At 75.1% G+C, this 17070-nt stretch carries 8 protein-coding genes; all 8 read left to right on the plus strand.

All coding sequences use genetic code 11. The features are described from left to right. The first annotated feature begins 14 nt into the window (after window positions 1-14). The 8 genes from QF030_RS07380 to QF030_RS07415 all read left to right on the plus strand — a co-directional run bounded on the left by QF030_RS07380 (window position 15) and on the right by QF030_RS07415 (window position 17068). On the plus strand, window positions 15-404 hold the full coding sequence (locus tag QF030_RS07380; protein WP_307161848.1) for a cold-shock protein: 390 nt from the start codon (window positions 15-17) through the stop codon (window positions 402-404). Between the two features lie 190 nt (window positions 405-594). After that, entirely contained in the window at window positions 595-1449 is an 855-nt protein-coding gene (locus tag QF030_RS07385) for a DUF4132 domain-containing protein (RefSeq protein ID WP_307161849.1), read from the plus strand. Next, a complete protein-coding gene (locus QF030_RS07390; protein ID WP_307161850.1) occupies window positions 1446-6443 on the plus strand; it encodes a hypothetical protein in 4998 nt (1665 codons plus the stop codon). Before QF030_RS07385 ends, QF030_RS07390 begins: the two co-directional genes overlap by 4 nt. Before the next feature lie 35 nt (window positions 6444-6478). Continuing rightward, window positions 6479-7666: an ATP-binding protein gene (locus QF030_RS07395; protein WP_307167498.1), complete on the plus strand. Its 1188-nt coding sequence runs from the start codon at window positions 6479-6481 to the stop codon at window positions 7664-7666. 236 nt (window positions 7667-7902) lie between these two features. Beyond that, window positions 7903-11964, plus strand: a complete 4062-nt coding sequence (locus tag QF030_RS07400; RefSeq protein WP_307161851.1) for a vWA domain-containing protein — start codon at window positions 7903-7905, stop codon at window positions 11962-11964. Next, window positions 11961-13724, plus strand: a complete 1764-nt coding sequence (locus QF030_RS07405) for an SWIM zinc finger family protein (RefSeq protein ID WP_307161852.1) — start codon at window positions 11961-11963, stop codon at window positions 13722-13724. The genes QF030_RS07400 and QF030_RS07405 overlap by 4 nt, the downstream gene beginning before the upstream one ends. A 97-nt stretch (window positions 13725-13821) precedes the next feature. Further along, window positions 13822-14376 (plus strand): DinB family protein, encoded by a 555-nt coding sequence (locus QF030_RS07410; protein WP_307161853.1) that lies wholly within the window; start codon window positions 13822-13824, stop codon window positions 14374-14376. A 208-nt stretch (window positions 14377-14584) separates the two neighbouring features. Further along, window positions 14585-17068, plus strand: a complete 2484-nt coding sequence (locus QF030_RS07415; protein ID WP_307161854.1) for a cellulosome protein — start codon at window positions 14585-14587, stop codon at window positions 17066-17068. Window positions 17069-17070: the final 2 nt, after the last annotated feature.

Below are 17070 nucleotides of genomic sequence, written 5' to 3' on the forward strand. Positions count from 1 at the left end.
TGCTGGGGGTTGGGATGGTTGCTGGTCGTGTGGTGCGTTTCGACAGTCAGCGGGGCTACGGTTTCATCGCCCCCGACGACGGTGGTGAGGATGTCTTCCTGCATGTCAACGACATGCTGATGCCCGAGTCGCAGGTGCGCCGGGGCATCGTGGTGGAGTTCGAGATCGAGGACGGCGAGCGCGGTCCGAAAGCGTCCGACGTACGGCTCGCGCGGGGTGCGGACGGCAAGCCGCTGGCCGCCGACGACGACGTCCTGTGCGATGTGCTGAGCACCGAGGAGTTCACGCGGGACGTCACCGAGTCGCTGCTGGTGGCGGCGCCCTCGCTCACGGGTGAGCAGATCGTCCAGGTGCGGGCCGGCCTGGCGCAGTTCGCGAAGAACCACGGCTGGGTCGAGGGCTGACGCCCCTGGGCCGGCCGGGGCGAGTGAGTCCCGGACAGGGCCCGCCGGTAGGGCGCTGACCCGGGTCGGTCCCGGGTCCCGGGCGGGCGGACCCTGTGGTGCCGCCCGCCCCGCCGCCTTCCGAATCCCGTTGTCAGTGGCCTGATCTACAGTTCCCGTCACTTGATCACTGCGGGTGCGGGAGGCACACATGGGGTGGGTGTCGGCCGGCGACTACGAAGTCGCCCTCGATGACGGCAAGGTGGTGTGCCGCAACGCGGCCGGGCGGCGGTTGAAGTCCGTGCCGCCCAAGATCGCCGACGAACCGGCGGTGGTGGGCCTGCGTCAGCTCACCGAGTGGCTGGAACGGCACGAACGCCAGTGTCTGGCCGACGTGGAGCGGTGGATGGTGCGCTCACTGCCGGTGCCGTTCGCCGTCGTCGCCGAGGTGTGGCCGGACCCCGCCTGGCAGGCCGCGCTGCGCGACCTCGTGGTCACCGGGGCCGACGGCGAGGTGGCCGGCTTCCTGCGGGACGCCGACCCCGCGCGCGGACTCGGTCTGGTCGACCTCGACGGCGACACCGTCCGCATCACGCCCGACCTGGTCCGCCTCCCGCACCCCGTGCTCCTCGACGACCTGGAGGAACTGCGGGAGTTCGCCGTCGAACTCGGCGTCGAGCAGCGCGCCCAGCAGCTGTTCCGGGAGGTGTGGCGGCGTCCCGCGACGCTCGACGCGGAGAGCACCGCGGTCGAGGAGTACGCGGGCGGCGCCTTCAAGGAGCAGCGGTTCCTGCACGGCCGGGTCACCCAGCTCGGCTACCGCGTACGCGGCGGTCACGCCGTCACCTCCGTCCTCGAGGAGAACCGCACCGTCGAGGCCAGGGTGTGGGTCGGCGACTACGAGGGCTACGAGGAGGCGGAGACCGGGCCCCTGGTGTTCACCGACTCCGCCGGCCGGGTGCTGAAGCTCGGTCAGGTCGGGCCGGTGGCCTGGTCCGAGGGCATGCGCATGGCGGCCGCGCTCTACGCCGGGCGGGACATCGAGGACGAGGAGCGGGCGGCATGACGACCTACGACGAGACCACCGCGGGCGCGCTGCTCGACGCGGGCGCCGTACTGCCCCGGGGCAGCACCGTCCGCGAGGACGCCGACACGCTCACCGCCCGCAGGTACACCCACCCCGCGCTGGACGACCGGCAGATCGTGCGGCTCGTGCCGGGCACCCTGGGCGAGGCCGAGGACCTGGCGCTGGACTTCCTCGGCCTGCTCCGGGAACCGGAGACCGCCGAGGTCGGTCAGGTGCGCCGGGAGACGCTCGGCTTCCCCGCCTGGGCGTTGGTCAACGACCCGGCGAACGGCCACCACGCGCTGGCGCTGGTCAAGGACGTCGAGCGGCTCGCGCGGCAGGCCAAGTCCCGTCCCGGCAACGCCAAGGACGGCTTCGAGGCGCTCGGCACCCGGCTCGGCCGGGCCGTTCCGCACTTCCTGCCCACCTTCTACGAGCAGGCGGCCCGCGTCTTCCTCCAGCACGAGAACACGACGTACGCCTCCGCCTTCTTCGGCAAGGCCCGGGAGGCCGAGCGGGTGCACGCGCTGAAGGTGGACGAGGAGCGGCAGCGGGCCGTGTTCCTGGAGTTCGCGTTCGCCGGGGCACTCACCGTCAAGGCGCTCAAGGAGCACGTCAGGGCACTCGCGGCGCGGCTCGACGCGGCCGAGGCCTGGGCGCAGTTCCGGCAGTTGACCGTGGAGCGCTGCGCGGCCGGGATGCCGCCCTACGCGTCGCTGCCGCAGGACGCGCGCGGGCTGATCAAGGCCGCCGGCCTCGACCGGGTCTCCGAGGAGTGCGGCCTGGTCGCCGACCTGCTCTCGTCGCCCGCCGCGGTCCGGGCCCCCGCGTCCTTCTGGAACGCCTACCGGGGAACGCTCGTGGTCCTCGCCGAGCAGCGGCCGCAGGTGCGCGAGCGGCTGCTGGAGATCATGCCGGCCGGCCTGGGCCGCTCGGCCGAGGACGACGACTTCTGGCTGGCGCTGCTCGTGGAGTGCGGGGCCGATCTGCTCCTCACCGGTGAGCAGGCGGCCGACGTGGACCCGGCGGACTGGCTCGGCCGGTGGGCCCTGCACCGCAAACACGGCGGCAACGTCAGCGGCCGTTCGCCTGCCACCCTCGCGCTGGTGGAGCGGATGGCGCCCCGGCTGCGTGATCTGGGCCGTCCCGTCGATCTGTGCTCGGGCCGCTGGCACGCCGGCGCCGATCTCGACCTGCTCGACCTGTGCGCGGCCCACGGTGTGCCGCTGACGCTGCCCGGACCCGGCCATGTGGTGTACCTCGCCATCGACCGCTGGTTGGGCGAGTCCGTGCCGGGCCGGCGTGATCTGCGCGCGACCGCGGCGGACCCGCGCCTGCGCCGCCTGCTGTACGCCGACATCGGCACCCTGAGCGGCCGCCTCGCGCCGACGGTACTGGAGAAGCTGGCCGCCCACCCCGTGCTCAGCGGGGTGCTGCGCGAGTGGCTGGACGACGCGGCCGGGGAGCTGACCGGGGCGGTCGGTCTGCCCGCCGCGCGGGCGGCGCTGGAACGGCTCCGCCCCTTCCGTACGGTGGCCGCCCGGGTCAGCCCGGCGGCCGTCGCAGCGGTCGCCGGGCACGCGGCCGCGCCGCTGCTCGGGAACACGCTGCGGGCCGGCCTGCTGGACGAGCTCGGCTGGCCCGCGCTGGACGAGGCGCTGCGCCGGCTCGACGCCGAGACCAGGCGCGACAACGACGACACGCTCGGCGTCAGCGAGGCCTGGCCGGCGCTGATCCTCGCCCGCGCCCACAAGGTGATCGTCGTCGGCCCCGAGGAGATCCTGCTCGAGCACGAGCTGCGGCTGCCCGTGACGCTGGACCGCTGGCAGCGCCCGAACTACCGCTACACGGACGGTGAACTGCTCGTCGTGTGGCGGCAGGACGGCAAGCAGTTCGGCTACTGGTCGACCCGGCCCGCCGACGTCTTCCCCGTCGGCGGTGAGCAGCTCCCGCACTGGTACGGCGGCAACGACGCGGGCGAACCGTCGATACCGGTCCCGGGCGGCGGACGCGCCACCGGCGGGCGCACGCTTCACCCCGGTGACACCGTCGTGCCGCCGAGCCGCCGCATCCTCGGCGACGGCACCTCCTTCTGGCGCCAGGGCAGGCAGGGCCGGCAGCAGGTGTGGCTCGAGTACGACCCGGCCACCGGCACCCACGGGCGTGCCTCGCTGCCCGCCTTCCTGAGGTCCGGCATCCGGGAGGACGCGACCCTGCTGCAGCAGCACTGCGAGGTGCTGCCGCTCCAACCGGGTCTGGAACAGAGCCCGTTCGGCACGGACGGCACCGTGCTCGGCCGCTGGGTGCGCACCGAGGGCGAGGGCGCCGAGGCCCGTACGGCCGCCGGTACCCCGGACGGCCGGACCGTCACCCTGCCGTGGTCCGGCGGGCGGGCGCCCGGCGTCCTGCTCGGCGCGCTGCGGCTGCCGGGCGGGGCCGAGCCCGTGGCCGTCGCGCTGCACCGGCAGATCGCCCTCTACGCGGGCGCCGACCCGTCCGCCGCCGGGGAGCTGGGCCGGGTGACACCGATGGAGCGCGGCGGCGAGTTCGCCGCCGGCTCCCGGTTCGTGCCGCCGGTCGGCTTCTGGCACGCCCTTCGCCCGCGCGACGAGCGTGCGTCGGCGGTGCTGCGTGCCCTGACCGACGAGCAGGCGGCCGGGATGCTCGAGACGGCGGGCGAGGCGCTGGCCCGCCGGCAGGCGAAGCTGATGGCGGCCAAGGTGGTCGACGGGACCTCGGAGAGCGCCGCCGTCGTGCCGTCCGCCGACGAGGTCGTCAAGGACGTGGTGTCCCGCTCCCTGCCCTCGCTCGGCGACGGACGCCTCGTGACGGGTGTCGCCGCGCTGGTGCGCGCGGTGCTGCGGCTCGCGGACTCGACCGCCGCGTTCGTGGCGCCGCCGGTCGAGCGGTCGCAGGCGGAGCGCCGGCGGATCGACGGCATGTTCGCCGACCTCAAGCCCGAGTACGGCGACGACGCGACGCTGCGGGAGGCCACCACCGGGATCACCGAGGTGCACGGTTGGTGGGGCAGCGAGGTCCGCTGGAGCACCCTGCGACAGGTCCGTGCCGTGAACCACGTGCTGTCCGGGAGGCCCGCCGACGGCAAGCCGTTGGCCGAGGCCTGGCGGTCCACCGGAGCGGCCGACGGGTGGCGCAGCGACGAGTTCACGCTGCCGGGCATCGGACTGGTGTGGACGCCGGTGCTCGACATGCTGCGCCCGCTCGCGTACCGCGCCGCCTCCGCCACGGTGACCGAGGCGCACCGCGAGGCGCTGCTGCTGCTGTTGGAGGCGGTCGCGGACGGTCCGCTGGCCGCGCCCGGGGCCGCCCTGCGCGAGGTCGTGCTGAGCGAGCCGCACGCGAAGCAGGAGCGCGTCGGCCAGGTGCTGCGCCGCAACGGCCGTACCGTCGTCGTCCTCGGCTGCCAGAACCTGGACCGGCAGGCGGAGCGGGTGCACTGGCTCGCCCTGGACCACGATCCGGACGGTGTCTTCGGCGCGATCGCCCACTTCACTCTGGAGCGGGAGACCGCGCACCCGGCGGTGTTCCCCGCCGACGCGCTCAGCGCCGTCACCGGGCTCGTCCGGGACAAGGGCCCGGCTCCCTGGCAGCCGGAGGCGCCCGCCGCCCTCTCCGCCGCGTCCCACGGCGGGCTGGGGCTCATGCAGGCGGCCCTGCTGCTGGCCGGCAAGCCGAAGCAGCTCACCGCCGAGGTGATCGCCGCGACCGGCCTGAAGCCGCGTCAGAAGGAGCTGGCCGACGCACTGCTGTCCTCGGTCGGCAGCGGTGACCGGGCGGCCCTGGTCGGCGCTCTGCTGCCCGGGAATCCAGGTGACCTGTGGACCGTCGGCCCGGACACGGAGGCTGCGGGCCGGGTGTGGACGGAGCGGCTCGGCGACGTCGTCCGGCTGCCCGAGGATCTCGCCGGGGAGCTCTCGCTCGCCGGTCTGCCCACCGGATCCGCGGAGGACGTCCTCAATCCGGGGCTGACCTCCTGGATCAGCCGCACCACCGTCCAGCGGCCGGACAAGGACGGCAACCTGGTCGCGGAGGACCCGGCGGCGCTGCCCGGCCGGAACCACCTGACGGGTGCGGTGACCGCACTGGCGGGACTCGCCTACTCCCTGCCGTACGGGCACCCGCTGCGGGCCGTCCTGCCGGAGAGCCTCGCCGCGGTGCGCCGCCGCGTCGCCGACCGGGGACTGCTGCTCGACCTGGACGTCGCCTGGACGGAGAAGGGCTCCTCGTCCGCCGTCGAACTGCGCAAGGCGTACGGGCTGCCCGCCACCGGGGGCGCCGACGCCCAGGGTCTGACACCGGTGGGCGAGGCGCTGGTGCTGCGCCCCTGGTACGGCGACCAGGAGACCGTCCTCGTCCGGCCCGGCGCGCTCGGCGCTCCCGACCACCCCGTGTTCGGGCTCCTCGAGGGGTTGGTCGGGCAGGGACGGGGCGAGGGCATGCGGGCCCTGCGGACCCTTCTGGACGACGAGCTGGCCCGCGCGGTCGCGGCCGGGGGCGATCCGGAGGGACCCTGCGGACACGCCCAGGACCCGGCCTTCAGCGTGCCCGCGCTGGTCGCCGAGGTCGCCGCGCGGCACGGCCTCGGGGAGGACGCGGCGGCGCTCTACCTCCAGCTGCTGGCCCTCCCGGATCCGACGGACCGCAACTGCGCGCGCTGGACCGGCTGGAAGCCCGCCCGGATGAAGAAGGCCCGCACCGAACTCGCGGCGAGCGAGCTGGTCGTCGAGGCCAGGCGGGCGCGCGCCGGACGCACCCTGTTCCTGCCGTGCGGCTGGCTGGATCTGACGTCGCCCGCGCTGCCGGTGGAGGTCTGGAAGGAGGGCCTCTATCCGGTCCGCGCCTACGGGCGCGTGGTGCCGCTGGTGCCGGTGCCGGAACTCTTCGCACGCGCGTGGGAACGCGTCCGCTCCGGCGACGCACCGGCCTACGAGCAGCTCACCACGCGCGCCACCCGCAAGGGCCGCCGCCGATGACCACCCTCCCGCCCCACCTGGAAGACCCCGCGCCGATGACCACCACCGCCCTGTCCCCCGGCTCCGGCTCCGCCGGTCCGGTTCGCCAGATCGTCCCGCCCGAGGAGCGGTACGCCGGCGAGCTGGCCTTCCTGGCCGCCTACGACGACGGGCCGCGCCCGCCCGCGTGGCGGCTCACCCCGCGTGCCGTCGTCACCTTCGTCATGGGGAGCGGCGGCCGCGCGCTGAAGCTGCCCGAGCACGCCGGGACCCCGGACGGGGTGCCGCGACGGCTGGTGGTGGAGAGCAAGTTCGTCGGCGACCGGGCGCTGGTGGAACGGTGCGTGGTCACCCTCGCCGGTGAGCGCGGGCTGCTGCTCGTCGGCGAGCCCGGTACCGCCAAGTCGATGCTGTCCGAGCTGCTGTCCACGGCCGTGTGCGGCACCAGCGGGCTGGTCGTGCAGGGCACCGCGGGCACGACGGAGGACCAGCTCAAGTACGGCTGGAACTACGCCCTGTTGCTGGCGCAGGGGCCGAGCCGGCAGGCGCTGGTGCCCTCGCCCGTGCTCACCGCCATGTCGCGGGGCGCCATCGCCCGGGTCGAGGAGGTGACGCGCTGTCTGCCCGAGGTGCAGGACTCGTTGGTCTCGCTGCTTTCGGAACGGCGCATCGCCGTGCCCGAACTTGCGGGCTCCGAGGACGCGTTGGCGCATGCCGCGCCCGGCTTCAACCTCATCGCCACAGCCAACCTGCGTGACAGGGGCGTCTCGGAGATGTCCGCCGCCCTCAAGCGGCGCTTCAACTTCGAGACGGTCGGGCCCATCCCGGACCTGGACGCGGAGACCGCCCTGGTGCGCAGCCAGGCACGGGCCTCGGTGGAGCGGGCCGGTGCGCCTTTCCAGGTCGACGACGCCGTGCTGGAGGCGCTGGTCACCGCCTTCCGTGATCTGCGGGAGGGCCGGTCGGCGGAGGGCTGGGAGGTGGAGCGGCCGTCCACGGTGATGAGCACCGCGGAGGCCGTGTCCGTCGCGGGCGCGCTGGCGCTGGCGGCCGCGTACTTCCCGGGCGACCGTGACGTGCTCGGACTGCTGCCGGGCCATCTGCTGGGCGTCGTCCGCAAGGACGACCCGGCCGACGCGGCCCGGCTGCGCGGCTACTGGGACGGGCCCGTCCGGCGCCGCGCCGAGCAGGGGTCCGCCACCTGGCGCACCCTGTGGGACCTGCGCACGGTCCTGGAGGGCTGACGGCCGTGTCCCAGCACCCCGCCACCACGCCGAAAACACCGGACCCCCCGGGCTCCTCGGACGCCCAGGACTCGCCGGGCCACCCGACCTCCTCGGGCGGCCCGGGCTCTTCGGGCAGCTCGGGCGGCCCGGGCTCCTCGGGCGGCCCGGGCTCCTCGGGCGGCCTGGACGCCCCAGACGCCTCGGACGGGCCTGACTTCCCGGGCTCTCCGGGCTCTCCGGCTGAGGCTCTCGCGGTGCTCACCGACCCCGCCGCGCCCTATCTGATCGGGGTGCGGCATCACGCGCCCTCGCTGGCCGCCGCCGTGCCCGCGCTGCTGGACGAGGCGAAGCCCGACGTGCTGCTCGTCGAGCTGCCGGCCGAGATGCAGGAGTGGCTGCCCTGGCTCGGACACGAGGAGACCCGGGCCCCGGTCGCGCTCGCCGCCGCGCCGCGTGACGGCGGGGGCGGCGGGGGCCCGGCGTTCTATCCGTTCGCCGACTTCTCGCCAGAGCTGGCCGCCCTGCGCTGGGCCGCCCGCCATGGCGTCCCGGTGCTGGCCTGCGACCTGCCGCTCGCGGACCGGGCGTGGGGTGAGGGACGTGACGGCGATGCGCGGGAGGAGGCGCCCGGGCTCGCCGGCGCGCTGCGGGCGCGGCTCACGGGCCGTCCCGGGGAGGACCTGTGGGACCGTCTCGTCGAGGCCACCGCCCCCGGGTCGCCGCCCGAGGCGCTGCGTCGGGCGGCCCTGCTGACGGGGTGGGCGCTGCGCGCGGACGCGGCCGCCGCCGGTGGGGTGCCCGAGCTGGATCTGCGTCGTGAGCGGTGGATGCGGTCCCTGATCGACGAGGCAACCGCGCGCGGCGAGCGCGCCGCCGTGGTCGTCGGCGCCTTCCACGCGCCTGCGCTGACGGGCCAGACCCTGGTCGGACGGGGCGACGGTGCCTCCCCCGCCGTCGTCGGCGCGCGAGACGAAAGCGCTGCCCAGGGTGTCGGCGACAGCGCGGGAACAACCCTCCCGGCCGACGGCGAGCATGCCGGGGCCACCGTCCCCGCGACTGGCGACGGGGAGGCAGACGCCGTTCCGGGTGTCGGCGAACGTGCCGAAGCCAGCGTCCCCGCCGTCGGCAAGCGGGACGCAGACACCGTCCCGCACATCGGTGAGCGGGACGCGGACGCCGTCCCCGGTGTCGGCGAACGGGACGCAGACGCGGGTGTCGGCAGGGCGGGTGAAGGGGCCGCGGGAAGTCGGCCGGGGTGGATCACGTCGCTGATTCCGTACGCCTATGCCCTTCTGGACGAGCGGTCCGGTTATCCGGCCGGTATCCGGGACCCGGAGTGGCAGGACATGGTGCTGCGGGCGGCGGGCGACCCGTCGGCGCTGGAGGAGGCGCTGACCGGCGCGGCCGTGCGGGTGTGTGCGGCGTTGCGGGACCTCGGGCATCCGTCCGGGCCGGCGGACGCTCGCGAGATCACCCGGCTCGCCTCGGACCTGGCCCGGCTGCGGGGGTTGCCCGCGGCGGGCAGGGGCGAGTTGGTCGAGGCCGTGCAGACGGTCCTCGCCCAGGGTGAGCCGTACGGGCGGGGACGGGCCGTGGCCCGGGCGATGGAGCGGGTGCTGGTAGGTACGCGCACCGGGCGGCCGGCGCCGGGCGCGCCGCGCAGCGGTCTCGTCCCGGCGGTCGAGGCCGAGGTGGCGGGGCTGGGCCTGCCGGGGCCCGGCAACGCGTCCGCCCCGGCGCGGGATCTGCGGCTCGACCCGCTGCGGTCGGACCTCGACCGGCGCCGTGAGCTTCTGCTGCGCCGGCTGACGGTGTGCGGTGTGCCGTACGGAGAGGCGAAAGAGGTCGTCGGCGCGGGCGGCGCGGAGGCTCTCACCTCGCGCTGGGAGGTGCGGTGGACGCCGGCGACGGCGGCCATGCTGACCGCGGCCGGGGTGCGCGGGGTGACCGCGGCACAGGCCGCCGAGGGTGTGCTGCGGGAGCGTCGGCGTGCGGAGCGGGACGCGGGCGGATCCACGGCCGCCCAGGTGCTCCAGGGGCTCGCGGAGGCAGCGCAGTGCGGTCTGCCGGCGCTGGCGGACGAGCGGCTCGTCGATGTCGCCGAGGTGTTGCCGCCGGCCGGTACGCTGCCCGAACTCCTGGCCGGGCTGGCGCTGTCGGACCGGTTGCGGGCCGGTCATGTGCCGGGACTCGGCGTCGACGGGGACCGTACGGCGCGGGCGGCCGCCGTGGCAGAGCTGCTCACCTCGGCGGCGGTGCGGCAGGTGGACGGACTGACCGGCTCCGAGGACCCGGCCGACGCCCACGCCCTTCTCGAACTCGCTCACCGCGCCGACCTGTTGGGCGGTATCCGACTCATCGACGCCCTCGCCCGGCTGGCCGCCGACGGCTCTCCGCTGATGCGCGGTGCCGCCGGAGCGGTCCGGGTACTGCTCGGACAGGAGAGCGCCCGGGCCTTCGGCGACCGGGTGGCGTCCTGGGTGGACGGTGCCGTCGACCCCGACTCGCGCTCGGCCCTGACGGCGCGGCTGAGCGGACTGCTGGCCGCCGCCGGTCCGCTGCTGGAAGCGGCGGCGCCCGCGCTGGAACCGCTGCTGCGCCGGGTGTCGGAGCTGCCCGACCGGGAGTTCCTCGACCGGCTGCCCGCGCTGCGGGGCGGCTTCGAGACCCTGAGTCCCGCGGCTCGCGAGCGTCTCCTCTCGGCCGTCGAGGAACGCCTCGACACCCGACACGTCGCGGACACCGACGGGGTGGATCCGGCCGCGCTCGCCGTCTGGGCCGGGGCGGACATCGCGGCCCGCGCCGCCCTGCGGTCGCTGAGGCTGCTGCCCGACCCGGACGGCGACGACCACGCGCCCACCGCCGCGACCGTCACGGTGACCGACGAGACCGTGCAGGTTACGACCGAGAGCGTGATGGTGACGGCCGGAACGGTGACGGTGACGGACGGGACCGTAACGGCCGAGACCGAGACCGTGACGGGCGACACCCAGACCGTGGCGGCCGGAACCGAGACCATGCCGGCCGGTCCCCAGACCGTGACGGCCGGAACCGGGACCGTGACGGCCGAGACCGTGACCGTGGCGGCCGAGACCGTGACCGTGGCGGCCGAGACCGTGGCCGCGACGGCCGAGACCGTGGCCGCGACGGCCGAGACCGTGGCCGCGACGGCCGAGACCGGATGCTCTGGCGAGGACCGTCTCGACCGTCGGCTCTCCTCCGCCGACCGGTGGCGACTTCTGCTGGGCCGTCGCAGCGATCGACTGCCCACGTCCGCGCGCGCGTTGGCGACGGCTCTGGACGAGCTGTACGGCAGCGGGCGCGGCGAGGGCAGCCGCGGGGACCTGACGGGCCCGGGGGACCGCGGTGGCCGCGACGCACCGTATCCCGGGGTACGGGAGTGGTCGCAGGAGCTGGCCGCGCTGTTCGGGCCGGGCATCCGGGAGGAGGTGCTGGCGGCGGCCGCCGCGTCGGGCCGCCGGGACGTGCTCGCGGAGCTGGACGCGGACAGCGTGCGCCCCTCCGTCGATCTGCTGCGCACCGTGCTGCGGCACGCGGGCGGGCTGCCCGAGGCCCGGCTGGCGGCGCTGCGTCCGCTGGTGCGGCGGCTGGTCGAGGCGCTCACCCGGCAGCTGGCCACCCGGCTGCGCCCCGCGTTGCACGGCACGGCGCTGCCGCGGCCCAGTCGGCGTCCGGGCGGCGGCCTCGACCTCCCGCGGACCCTGCGCGCCAATCTGGCGACCGCGCGGCGCGGCCCTGACGGCACGGTCCGGGTCATCCCCGAGCACCCGGTGTTCCGTACCCGGGCGCGGCGGGCCGCGGACTGGCGGCTGATCCTGGTCACGGACGTGTCGGGTTCCATGGAGGCATCCACGGTGTGGGCCGCGCTGACCGCCTCGGTGCTGGCCGGGGTGCCGACGCTGTCCACGCACTTCCTGGCCTTCTCCACCGAGGTCATCGACCTCACCGGCCATGTCGAGGACCCGTTGTCGCTGCTGCTCGAGGTCAGCGTGGGCGGTGGGACACACATCGCGGCGGGGCTGCGGCACGCCCGCGAGCTGGTCACCGTGCCGTCGCGGACGCTCGTCGTGGTCGTCAGCGACTTCGAGGAGGGCCAGCCGCTCGGCGGGTTGCTCTCGGAGGTGCGGGCGCTGGTCGGTGCGGGCTGTCATGTTCTGGGCTGCGCGAGCCTCGACGACACGGGCCGGCCGCGCTACTCCACGGGCGTCGCGGGACAGCTCGTCGCGGCGGGCATGCCCGTCGCCGCTCTCAGTCCGCTCGAACTCGCCCGCTGGGTAGGGGAGAAGATCGCATGAGCCAGGACCTGTTGCCGCCGGTCGCGCCGTCCGTCACCGCCGAACTCGTCGAGGTGCTCTCTCCCCGGCTGCGCAAGCGGCTGGACGCGGGCATCGCCAGACTGGCGGCGCGTCCGGTGGTCCGCGAGGGCGACACCGTGCGGATCGCCGTCGACGACGAGACCCACCTCGAACTGCAGGCGCCCGGGGGCGCGGTGACCCGGGCGGACGCGATCCGCTGCGGTTGTCTGCTCGCTCCCGACTGTCTGCACCGCGCGGCGGCGGCCTCGGCCGCGCCGGTGGCCGAGGACACTCCCGACAGCCCGCCCGCGCAGCCGACAGCCGAAGCGGCGTCCCGGCCCCCGGCCGCCGGGACCGCCGCCACCGCCCTGACCACCGAGGCCGCTGCTCCAGCCCAACTCGCCGCCGCGCGGGCGGTGTACGGTGCGGCGGCCGGCGTCCTCGAGGCCGGTGCGGACGGCTCCGGTGCCGTGCTCCAGGCGGAGCTCCTGCGCGCCGCGCACACCGCGCGGCTCGCGGGGCTCCCGAGGGTCGCCGCCGCGGCGGTCTCCGTGGTCAACGGGGTACGCGCGGCCCGCTCCGCCGACCCGGCCCACCGGTTGCCCGACCTTGTCGACGCGCTGTGCACCGTCCTCGGCATGGCGCACCGCCTGCCGTTCGCGACCGGCCGGGACCTGGCCGAACTGCGCGGCGGCGTACGCCTGCCGTACACCCCGGACGGTTCGCTGCGCCTCTTCGGACTCTTCTCGGAACCCGTCCTGACGACGACCGGGTACGCGGGCGCCGTCACCTGGACCGCCGACGCGGGGGGCCGCCTCTACACGGTCTCCGACGTGGCTCCCGGCGGTCCCGGCCGGGCGACCGGCGCGGCGGACCGGGCCGTACGGATCGGCGACACCGCCCTGACCCACCGTGAGTTGTCGCGCGCGGGCCTGGCGGTGTCCGGCGCGACGGTGTCGCCGACAGGCCGGCTCGGCGCCGGTGCCGGGGTGCGGGCGGTGCGCGCGTCCGGTGCCGCCTGGAGCGCCGAACCGCTCGACCGGCTGTGGGCGGTGCCGGTGGCCGAGCAGGTCGCCCACGCCCTGGGCGGTGGGCACGGACTGCTCTTCCTCGACGTCACCCTGGCGGGCACGGTCCGGGAGGCGACGGGTGACCGTCTGCTGGCCGACTGCGGGGGCCGTGCGGTCCGGCTCGCCGTGGCGCACGACGATCCCGCGCTCCCCTACCGCGACAACCTCCGCCTCCTGGCCGCCGCCCGGGGCAGGCGGCTGCGGGTCGTCGCGCGTCTGGTGCCGGGGCCGCTCCCGCGGGCCCTGCTGCTCGCCGCCGAGCACCCGGCCCGGCCCGGCGACCGGGTGGATCTGGGCCTGGACCGTCTCCAGCACGCGGATCTGCCCACCGCGTCGGCCCCGCCGGCCGCCGCTCCCCCGGTGGACGAGGCGCCGTTGCATCTGCTGAGCCGCCGTGTGCACCAGGCTGTGTCCGGGGGCCGGCGGGTGCTGGGCTTCCCGGACGGCGGCGCGGGCGACGACGGACGGCTGCGCCGCGTCGGTCTCGCCACCGCGGGCGATCTGCTCGGCGAGCTCCGGGCCGCCGCCGCGGACCGCTCCCGGGACGCCTTCGGGCGGCTGCTCCCGGCGGACACGGACCGTTTCGCCCGCGCCTGGCTGGCCGCCTCGGTCTACGCCGGGGAGGTGGAGCGGGCGCTGTGCGCGGCGGCGTGGGGGGCGGACGCGGAGGTGGTGGCGACTTCACGGTGAACCCGGTGAGCCCGGGGCGTCTTTAGGACAGGATCTGACCTCTATCGCTCCTAACGTGGTGCTCGCACACGGAAACCACTCACGGAAGAAGGCGACCATGGGCAAGCCCACCTCCCTCGACGAGACCGCCGCAGCACCCGCCGTCCGCGGCGAGCGCGCCGACCTGCTGGAGGCGCTCACCAAGCAGCGGCACTTCCTGCGCTTCACCACCCGTGACCTCACCGACGAGCAGGCCGGTCTCCGCACGACCGCCGGCGAGCTCTGTCTGGGCGGCCTGATCAAGCACGTCGCCTCGGTCGAACGAGGTTGGGTGGCCTTCATCCTCGAGGGTCCTTCGGCGATGCCCGACTTCACCAAGATGACGGAGGCGGACTTCGCCAGGCGGGCCGACGAGTTCCGGATGCTGCCCGGCGAGACGCTGGCCGGGGTGCTGAAGGAGTACGAGGAAGTGGCGCAGCGCACCGACGAGTTGGTCGCCTCCCTGCCCGATCTGGACGCGGACCACCCGCTGCCGGCGGCGCCCTGGTTCGAGGCCGGTGCGCGGTGGTCCGCCCGCCGGGTGCTGCTGCACATCGTCGCGGAGACCGCCCAGCACGCGGGGCACGCGGACATCGTCCGCGAGTCCCTGGACGGCGCGAAGAGCATGGGCTGAGGCCTGCCGCGAAGGGCCGCCACCCGACCCCGGAGACAAGCGTCCGCCAGACCTCCAGGGCCACGGGTGGGGCCGGCCCCGCCCGCACCGGTGTCGTCCGGCCGGGCGCGAAGCGGCCGGCCCCACCGGTGTCGTCAGGCCGGCCCGTCGGGAGTCCCGCTGATCACGCCGCATTGACTGCCCCGGTACACCCGGCCACAATCCCCCCATGGATGTGACCGGTCACGCACCGCCCCCGGCAAGGGGTCGCGCGTCCGCTCCGCAGCGCCTCACCGTCGACCTCGCCGTCTCCGAGGGCCCGGTTCTGCTCGGCGCCAACGGCGCGCTGTACGGGATCGGGGACGACGGGGTGCCCAGCGACGCCGTACTCGCACCGCTGAAGATCACCAGCGTCACGCAGAAGCCGGAGGGCGGCGCCCAGCACCCCAACGGGGACGCGCTCTCCGTCTCCGGGTCGTTCTTCCGCAACGGCGGCGGCGAGATCAACGTGATGATGCAGGACGTCTATGCCCGATGGCCGTACGAGGACCTGGGCATCGACGACTACCTCCCGAGGGTCGACGAGATCGTCAAGGAGGTCATGGCGGATCCGCACCACGACCGCTTCGTCTACATCCCGTTCAACGAACCCGACTGCATCTGGTACGACCTCGGCGTGCCGGACCGTGAGCGGTACGAGGCGAACCGCGACCGGTTCTTCGAGGACTGGCGGACGGTGTACCGGCGCATCCGCTCCCTCGACCCCGACGCGAGGATCGCCGGGCCCAACGAGACGGGCTATCACCCCCGCCTGATGAGCGACTTCCTCGCCTTCGGCCAGCGGGAGAACGTGCTGCCCCACGTGGTGACCTGGCACGAGTTGAGCCCTGACTCGCTACGGGAGTTCCAGAGTCACCACGACGACTACCGTGCGACCGAACGCCGGTTGGGGATCGCGCCGCTGAGAGTCAGCATCGACGAGTACGCCAACCGCCGGGACCTGTCCGTGCCGGGACAGCTCGTGCAGTGGGTGTCGATGTTCGAGCGGAACAAGGTGTACGCCAACCAGGCCTACTGGGACGCCGCCGGCAACATGGACGGCAACGTCGTACGAACGAACATCCCCAACGGCGGCTGGTGGTTCTTCCGTTGGTACGCCGGGCTGACCGGCGACACCGTCGAGGTCACCCCGCCGCAGCCGCACAGCGTCGACACCCTCCAGGGCCTCGCCTCCCTCGACTCCTCGCGCCGTCAGGCCCAGGTGCTGCTGGGCGGCTCGGACGGCGACGTGGACGTCGAGGTGCGCGGTGTCCCCCGGGCCGTCTTCGGCCGCGCGGTCGTCGCGACCGTCGCCGAGGCCGCCTGGTCGGGCTACGAGGGGCAGCACGCCGCGCCGCGGGTGCTCGCCCGCACCGTGCTGGAGGTCGCCGCCGACGGTTCGGTCACCGTGCCGCTGAGCGGCGCGCGCAGGATGTCCGCGTACCGGATCGTCCTCACTCCGGGCGGCGCCGGCGCCCCGTCCGCCGTGTGCGTGCCCTGGTCGGCATCGTACGAGGCAGAGGACGCGGCGATCACCGGTGGCCGGGTCCCCACCCGGGGGACGGTCGCCGACGCGGACGGCTACGCGGCCTCCGGCACGAACGCCGTCTCTCTCGGCACCCCCGGCGGCAGGATGGACCTCACGGTGACGGTGCCCGCGGACGGGACGTACGACCTGGCGATCCTCTACGGCAACGGGTCGGGCGCCCCCGCCGGCCAGAAGCTGCTCGTCGACGGCGCGCACCCGGTCACGGTGACGTACCCCTCGACTCAGGATCGGGCCCACCTCGCCAAGAAGGATCTCCGAGTCGAACTGCCGGCCGGCACCCATGTGCTGACCCTCGTCGGGGGCGACGCCGAAGTCACCCTCGACCGCCTCGACCTCACCGCGCGCACCGGCGCGCCCTGGGCGTCGTACGAGGCGACGCTCGCGGACATCGGCGGCAGCCCGTCGTACGACTACTCCTCGTCGGCCGGGGTGGGGACGGGCGCCCTGGTCCTGCGAGAGGGCGACCGGGCCGTCTTCGACGTCTACGCCCCGCGCGACGGGCACTACACCGTGGTGCCGCGGGCCTCGGCGACGGTGTGGCTCGCGCTGCACGGCGAACGGCTGACCGCGGCGCCGGACCGGCCCCTGCGGCTCTACCTGGTGGCGGGCAACAACCGCGTCGCGCTGACCGCGCCGACGGCCCGGCAGGCGGCCGTCCGGTCCCTCGACGTCTCGGGCGCGGGCTCGGCCGGCGGCGCCCTCTCCTACGATGCCGCGTCCGCCGCGCTCACCGGAGCGGCGAGGCTCGTCGGCTCCGCCCACGCCCCCGGCGGCTTCTGCGTCGACGACGTCGGCGACAGCCCTCACGGCGCGGCCGAGTTCACCGTGCACGCGCTCCACTCCGGCCGCCATGTGCTGGTCGTCCACTACGCCCACGACGACCGCCGCGACACCGGCCACGCCTACAACACCGACATCCTGTCCCGTACGGCGGACATCACCGTCGGCGCCGGAACACCGCTGCGGGTCACGTTCAAGAACACCTGGAGCCTGGACGACTACTGGACGCTGGGCGTCCCCGTCGACCTGCGGAAGGGCGCCAACAGCGTGACCTTCCGCAACGCGACGGGCCGGGCCCCGCGGATCGGCCGCATCGAACTGGGCCGGGTGTTCCTGCCGTCCTAGTC

The organism is Streptomyces rishiriensis, from assembly GCF_030815485.1.
GTDB lineage: Bacteria > Actinomycetota > Actinomycetes > Streptomycetales > Streptomycetaceae > Streptomyces > Streptomyces rishiriensis_A.

Bases quoted from the DNA above. Each gene is read 5' to 3' on its own strand.
- QF030_RS07390 (WP_307161850.1), top strand. From the start codon at position 1,446: ATGACGACCTACGACGAGACCACCGCGGGCGCGCTGCTCGACGCGGGC.
- QF030_RS07395 (WP_307167498.1), top strand. From the start codon at position 6,479: ATGACCACCACCGCCCTGTCCCCCGGCTCCGGCTCCGCCGGTCCGGTT.
- QF030_RS07405 (WP_307161852.1), top strand. From the start codon at position 11,961: ATGAGCCAGGACCTGTTGCCGCCGGTCGCGCCGTCCGTCACCGCCGAA.
- QF030_RS07385 (WP_307161849.1), top strand. From the start codon at position 595: ATGGGGTGGGTGTCGGCCGGCGACTACGAAGTCGCCCTCGATGACGGC.
- QF030_RS07380 (WP_307161848.1), top strand. From the start codon at position 15: ATGGTTGCTGGTCGTGTGGTGCGTTTCGACAGTCAGCGGGGCTACGGT.
- QF030_RS07415 (WP_307161854.1), top strand. From the start codon at position 14,585: ATGGATGTGACCGGTCACGCACCGCCCCCGGCAAGGGGTCGCGCGTCC.
- QF030_RS07410 (WP_307161853.1), top strand. From the start codon at position 13,822: ATGGGCAAGCCCACCTCCCTCGACGAGACCGCCGCAGCACCCGCCGTC.